Origin of the sequence: Marinobacter goseongensis (assembly GCF_023156235.1) — a bacterium.
In the GTDB taxonomy this organism is placed as follows: domain Bacteria; phylum Pseudomonadota; class Gammaproteobacteria; order Pseudomonadales; family Oleiphilaceae; genus Marinobacter; species Marinobacter goseongensis.
This window is the reverse complement of sequence record NZ_JAKZAI010000088.1, coordinates 1-512: the sequence shown is the minus strand read 5'-3', so window position 1 is coordinate 512 and position 512 is coordinate 1. Positions and strand designations below refer to the sequence as shown.

Below are 512 nucleotides of genomic sequence, written 5' to 3'. Positions count from 1 at the left end.
CGGCGATTTTCAACCCAGTTGTCCAAATGACCGCGTTTAAGCGGCCAATTTATTGCGCTCTATTTCCTGCAATTTGCCAGGGTTGAGCGATACCGGTCCGGTTACTTCCCAGTTCCGGGTATTGCCAGACCAGCGCCGTGGATTCTGGCGTTTTGCTCTTTCATAAACCAGTTTCCGGTGCGCCAGGCGCTCGTGATCAACACCACGATGTCGGTCAGCCGGTGTCACGAACCGGATGCCGCTGTGCAGGTGCTGTTCGTTGTAGGCGTACTCGAACGCCAGCATCCAGTCACGCACCGCCGTGAGCGATTCAAAGCCCTTTGACGGCCACTCCGGGCAGTATTTGACTGTCCGGAACAATGATTCCGAGTAAGGATTATCGTTGCTGACTCTAGGCCGGCTGTGAGACATCAACATGCCCAGCTCAGCCAGTCGGGCCTTGAGCAGATAAGAGGTCATCGGCGCTCCGTTGTCAGAGTGCAGAACCGGCGGATTATGCCAGCAGCCCTCTC

At 56.2% G+C, this 512-nt stretch carries 1 protein-coding gene; it reads right to left on the bottom strand.

Features of this window, described 5'->3' with window-relative positions:
• Window positions 1–36: 36 nt before the first annotated feature.
• Window positions 37–512 (bottom strand): integrase core domain-containing protein (locus MLC70_RS18475; RefSeq protein ID WP_248186016.1); only part of this gene is annotated, 476 nt, incomplete at its 5' end.